4 protein-coding genes and 2 pseudogenes are annotated in these 5,790 nt (G+C 51.2%); 2 read left to right on the plus strand and 4 right to left on the minus strand.

Translation table 11 applies throughout. From position 1 onward, the window contains the following. Positions 1-380: pseudogene (locus ACTHUE_RS09880) on the minus strand (hypothetical protein); the annotation flags it as partial. 309 nt (positions 381-689) lie between these two features. Here ACTHUE_RS09880 and ACTHUE_RS09885 point away from each other — a divergent pair. Continuing rightward, a complete protein-coding gene (locus tag ACTHUE_RS09885) occupies positions 690-1,697 on the plus strand; it encodes an IS5 family transposase (RefSeq protein ID WP_440402904.1) in 1,008 nt (335 codons plus the stop codon). A 180-nt stretch (positions 1,698-1,877) separates the two neighbouring features. Here ACTHUE_RS09885 and ACTHUE_RS09890 read toward each other — a convergent pair whose 3' ends face one another. After that, positions 1,878-2,759 (minus strand): NAD(P)H-hydrate dehydratase, encoded by an 882-nt coding sequence (locus ACTHUE_RS09890; protein WP_107791841.1) that lies wholly within the window; start codon positions 2,757-2,759, stop codon positions 1,878-1,880. Between the two features lie 53 nt (positions 2,760-2,812). Here ACTHUE_RS09890 and ACTHUE_RS09895 point away from each other — a divergent pair, with 53 nt between their 5' ends. Beyond that, positions 2,813-3,469 (plus strand): cytochrome b/b6 domain-containing protein, encoded by a 657-nt coding sequence (locus ACTHUE_RS09895; protein WP_107791842.1) that lies wholly within the window; start codon positions 2,813-2,815, stop codon positions 3,467-3,469. 91 nt (positions 3,470-3,560) lie between these two features. On the opposite strand, the gene ACTHUE_RS09900 is transcribed toward ACTHUE_RS09895, so the two are convergent. Both ACTHUE_RS09900 and ACTHUE_RS09905 read right to left on the minus strand, forming a co-directional pair. Further along, positions 3,561-4,649, minus strand: a complete 1,089-nt coding sequence (locus ACTHUE_RS09900) for a class I SAM-dependent methyltransferase (protein ID WP_107769001.1) — start codon at positions 4,647-4,649, stop codon at positions 3,561-3,563. Between the two features lie 36 nt (positions 4,650-4,685). Next, positions 4,686-5,780, minus strand: a pseudogene (locus ACTHUE_RS09905) (ApeI family dehydratase); the annotation flags it as partial. Positions 5,781-5,790 lie beyond the last annotated feature (10 nt).

Genomic DNA, 5,790 nt, shown 5'->3' on the forward strand with positions numbered 1-5,790 from the left:
GCCTCATCGTGTGCAGCTACAACTTCTTTCAAACCCAATCCGCCAAAGCCGTCAGCTTCAACATCTGCTTGTGTAGCTTCACGGACGGTTTTGCTGCCATCTTCATTAGTAGCGACGAAGTTGCTGCCGGCAGCAAAGCCATTAACTGCCTGCTCCAGCTCCATAGTTTTCAACAACAGGGCTGAACTCTCCTTGTCAAAAGTGAATTTCCCAGTATCTTGATCGAATTTGGTGTTTTCACCAAAAACGGTCTGAAATGCCATAGCATTTTGTGCCTTTTCGGGAATTGAACCCAGATCTCTTTCAGCCGCGCCCGCTGCGCTGCTTACCACAGCTGCCGCAATAGCCAAACTCAATGCTTTAACGTTGAATTTTTTCATGTTTTTTACCTTTTTGTGGTGGGTGTAGGGACGTTATTCAAGATTCTCTTTCCCCGTAAACTGAAAAAGGGACACCGCATGGTCTTAACGGTGATAGTCACTTGAAGAAAGTTGCACCCTCCATTGTAAAAAAATGAAATTTAAATGCAAGTATTCTGTATAGATTTTTCACATATCATGAAAATATGTTGTACATATACATCATTCGGATAAGATGCAAGGAGCACAAAAAATAACGCAAATAGAGACCTTTGCAAAATCCCCCCAAAAATCCCCTAAATTCCCACCAAGACATTTAGGGGATTTCTCATGAGCACCTTCTTCAGGCAAACCGCACAAGTCATGATCGCCAAGCACATCGACCGCCTCCCATTGCTAAAGTTAGATCAAGTGATTGATTGGCAACCGATCGAACAGTACCTGAACCGTCAAAGAACCCGTTACCTTAGAGACCACCGCGGCCGCCCCGCCTATCCCCTGTTGTCCATGTTCAAAGCCGTCCTGCTCGGACAATGGCACAGCCTCTCCGATCCCGAACTCGAACACAGTCTCATCACCCGCATCGATTTCAATCTGTTTTGCCGTTTTGACGAACTGAGCATCCCCGATTACAGCACCTTATGCCGCTACCGCAACTGGCTGGCGCAAGACAACACCCTGTCCGAATTATTGGAACTGATTAACCGCCAACTGACCGAAAAAGGCCTAAAAGTAGAGAAAGCATCCGCCGCCGTCATTGACGCCACCATTATTCAGACCGCCGGCAGCAAACAGCGCCAGGCCATAGAAGTCGATGAAGAAGGACAAGTCAGCGGCCAAACCACACCGAGTAAAGACAGCGATGCCCGTTGGATAAAGAAAAACGGCTTATACAGACTTGGGTACAAACAACATACCCGTATCGATGCGGAAGGCTATATCGAGAAACTGCACATTACCCCCGCCAATACCCATGAGTGCAACCACCTGTCGCCTTTGCTGGAAGGTATAGCCGAAGATACGACCGTCTATGCCGACAAAGGCTATGACAGCGCGGAAAACCGGCAACATCTGGAAGCGCATCAGTTGTTAGACGGCATTATGCGCAAAGCACACCGCAACCGTCCGCTGACGGAAGCGCAAACCAAACGCAACCGATATTTGTCGAAGACCCATTATGTGGTCGAACAAAGCTTCGGTACGCTGCACCGTAAATTCCGCTATGCCCAGGCAGCCTATTTTGGTCTGCTCAAAGTGAGTGCGCAAAGCCATCTGAAGGCGATGTGTTTGAACCTGTTGAAAGCGGCTAACAGGCTAAGTGTGCCTGTTGTCGCCTAAAAGGCGGCCGGATGCCTGATTATCAGGTATCCAAGGGGGATTAAGGGGGTATTTGAGTAGAATCAGTGGATATTTGAAATAAAAACAGCCGAAAACCTGTGTTTAGGTTTCGGCCGTCGGGTAAAAGGGAGTTTTTGCAAAGGTCTCGGCCTGTGATTTGTATTTGCTATATAGACGGCATTATTCTTTTGATAAAATATTGCGCAGCCATCGGGCGGCAGGTGCGATTTCTCCGGCAAGCATGCCGGTTTCGATTTGGCTGCTGTGTTTGATGACATCGGCTGCCGCTCCGTGCAGCCATACGCCGGCGCAGGCGGCTTGGAATGTCGGAATGCCTTGCGCCAGCAGGCTGCCGATAATGCCGCTCAAGACATCGCCGCTGCCTGCAGTGGCCAAACCGGCATTGCCGCTGGTGTTGGTATAGACTATGCCGTCTGCCGTGGCCACCAATGTATGATGGCCTTTCAATACGACGGTCGCGCCATATTTACGGCTGATTTCGGTCACGGCTTTTTGCCTGTCGGCCTGAATTGATTGGGTATCGGTGCCGAGTAAGCGTGCGGCTTCGGCCGGATGAGGTGTCAGGACGATATGTTTGTACGATTTGAGGCGTTCGGTTAATTCGGAAGAGCGGGCAAGCAGTGTCAGGGCATCTGCATCGAGCAATAAAGGCTGGCCGTGGTGTGTAGACAGGATTTGGTGCAGCAGCTGCTCTGATAATCCGTCCAAACCAAAGCCGCAGCCGATTACGCGTGCGCTGACATCGTTGCGCTCCATCAGTTGGGTTGCAGTGGCGAGCATAATTTCAGGGCGTTCGGGAATGATGGCAAAAGGCAGCGTGGCTTGGTTGAAGCCCGCCCAAACTTTGCCGCACCCTTGATACATCGCGGCTGTGGCTGCCAAAACGACCGCGCCGCTCATTCCCGTTGCGCCGCCGATAATGGCAAGCGTGCCGTATGTGCCTTTGTGTGATTCTTGGGCGCGGGGGCGGAATACGTCGGGAAATGCTAAGGCCGTCTGAAAAGCTTGAAGCGATTCGGGAAGCGTGTAGATGGGCTGCATGGCGTAACCTTCCAAGATAAGAAATTTAATTTTAAATCAGAAAGTAAAAGGTAATGAAGCAAAAAATAAAAGTTTGGGACGCACCTACGCGCCTGTTCCATTGGCTCTTGGTGTTATTGATGGGTTTTATGTGGTACAGCGCAACCCAAGGTGGCGATATGCTGGTATGGCACTTGCGTGGCGGCTTGTTGATGCTGGCCTTGGTGGTTTTCCGTTTGTGTTGGGGGATTTGGGGCAGCGATACGGCAAAATTCAGCCGATTTGTGCGCCCGTTTTCCGAAATCCGCCGCTATACGCAAGGCCAAATGTCTGAAGACGAATTGGTCGGCCACAATCCTTTGGGCGCGCTGATGGTCATCGCTTTATTGGCTGCCTTGGTTTTTCAGACGGCTACAGGCTTATTTGCCGCCGATGAAAATACGTTTACCAATTCCGGCTTTTTGAATCATTTGGTCAGCGAACACGCCGGTACGCTGGCGCGAAAAATCCATGTCAATTTCTTTAATGTCTTGGCTGTTTTGGCGGGCGTACATATTGCGGCTGTTTTGCTGTATCGCTTTGTGAAAAAACAGGATTTGATTACGCCGATGATTAACGGCTTTAAAACCATCGATGCCAAGCAGCCTAAATTGGCCGGAATGGGGCAACTGTTTGCCGCTTTGTTGGTGGAGATTGCGGTAGTGTGCGCAGTATGGATGTTGCGCGGCTGATGCATTAAGGCTGATACCTAAATACAAACCGACCCCGATAGCTGAAATGGCTGTCGGGGTCGGTTTCTTTTTAGGGTTTAAAAGATGATGTTCAGACGGCCTTAACGCAGCGCAAGATGCTGTGGCCGCGGCCGATGTCGTCTGAAATTTCCGCTACTTTCAATCCGGCTTTTTCAACGCAACGGATCAGGTCTTCAGAGTGGAAGATTTTGCTGTTGCCGTTGGCCATGGCAGTGAAATACAGGCTGGTCATGGTCAGACAGTAGGCGGCGGTCTCGTAGCGTTGTCTGTCCCAGAAAGGCTCCATGATATAGAGGCTGGTGTTTTCGCTCATAGATGCAGCGGCGCGTTGAAGAATGCTGGTAGCTTGTTCCTCGGTGAAACAGTCTAGGAATTGGCTCATCCAGATCGCGTCAAAACCGGTTGGGAACGGAATTTCAGGATCAAGCAGGTTGGCCGGATGGGCGTGGATACGGTCCGCACCGTTTTTGCCTTTGGTCGCTTCGCGCATCAAGCCGATTTGTTGCGGCAGATCCATGATGGTTACTTCGACTTCGGCATTGTGGTTGACGCATTGTTCCGCCCAGCGGCCGGTATTGCCGCCGACATCGAGCAGTTTTTTAACCGGTTTGGCGAACACGGTGTTGAGTGCTTCTGCGAAGGAGTTGTCGGAATAATAATGGTCGAATGCAAACCATTTTTCCTGCGCGATGCTTGGCAATGAAGACAAGCCTTCGTAAATGGTCGGCCAGTCGCCGAATACTTTCAGGCCTTCGGGCTTGCCGGTTTGCAGGGTTTTTTCCAAATCAAACATGCCTTGGTAGCAGATTTCTTGCGTGAAATCCATGTTGACGCGGGCCATTTTGTCTTTGAGGACAAACCAACCGGCCTTGCTGATGAAATAGCGGTTGTCGCGAGTCAAGACAGTGCCGATAGACAGCGAGGCTTCCAGCAGGACTTGTGCCGCGTAGTTGCTGATTTTCGCTTTTTCGGCGATGTCAGCTTGAGTGAGGCCGTCTGGATGGTCGTTCAGCAAATCCAGAATGCCAAATTTCACCATCAGGCGAGAAACTTGGAACACAATCGGTGCAAAAGCGATTTCTTGAGCCAGACGTTGAGCCTCGCCTGCGGACTGGTGTTCGTGGGAATAGCGTTGTTCTAGGGCAGGGAAGAGTTGCATATTGTTGGTTTTCCACTAAAAAGTTAATAGGTATATTCAGACGGCCTCAAACACAATCCGTCCTGATGCACACGGATGCTCTCCGTTGTTGATTTTAAAGCTCAGTTTGTTTTTACCTTCATCAAATTTCAGCTCTACCGACACTTCATCGTGAGGACGGATAAACTGCTGATATTTTAGATTTTCGATGCGGATGACGCGCTGTTTGCCCCATGGCTGGGGCGCGATTAGGTTGCGCACCCATTGCAGCTCGACCACGCCGGGAACCAGCGGGAAGGTGGCAAAATGGCCGCCGAAATAAACCAAATCCAAAGGCACGCGCCCGATAAAAGTTTCGGTATTGGTTTCATCGTCAGATGATGTTTTCGACCAAACGGGAGAAGTTTGGGCAACGGTAAAGGCCGTCTGAAAATCCGACGCGGCTATTTTGGCTTGGGCATTGCGCGGCAGGTTGTCGGTAAAACGCCAGTAACGCGGCAGGGCGATGGTGTCCTGCGTGGCGGCCAAATGGCGTTTGAGCGTATCTGCGACCGCAGCGTGGCCTTTCTCACGCAAGGCGGCGATACCGTCTGCGTTCAATGCCGCCCATATGGCAATGCGTTGGTGTTGCGGATGACGGCCGCAGTGGGCGTCGGCAATCCAAGGGTGTTGTAAAAGTTCGTGTTCGATTTGGGTCAGCGACACGCGTTTGTCCTCAAATTTAATAATGCGGTCTTGGCGACCGAGTAACAGAAAACCGTCATCTTGCGGCTCGATCAAATCGGCGGTTTGGCGGCGTTCGGGCGACCAAGGCGAAGAAGCCCAAAGTGCGCCTTCTTCGTTTTGCCCGATTTCCACGCCTTCGAAAGGCTGCCATTCTTGGCGTTCGCAACGTGAGGCAATCACGCCGGTTTCGGTACTGCCATAAACTTCAAACGGGCGGACGGCAGCCTGTTGCAGCAAATCCGCCGTGGCAGAAGGAAGCGCGCCGCCGGCCGAGACAATGCCTGCAATTTTATGGCCGATACTTTGCCAGTTGCGGTTTTCGCCCAAGCGGTTGAGTACGGCCGGGCTGGCAATCCAAACCACTTTATCGTGTGCGGCCGTGCTGGAAAGCAGGTTTTCCGGATAAACCGCCTGCTGTCGTTCCATAGCTGTCTAT

It is taken from the genome of Neisseria sp. P0021.S005, assembly GCF_051956955.1.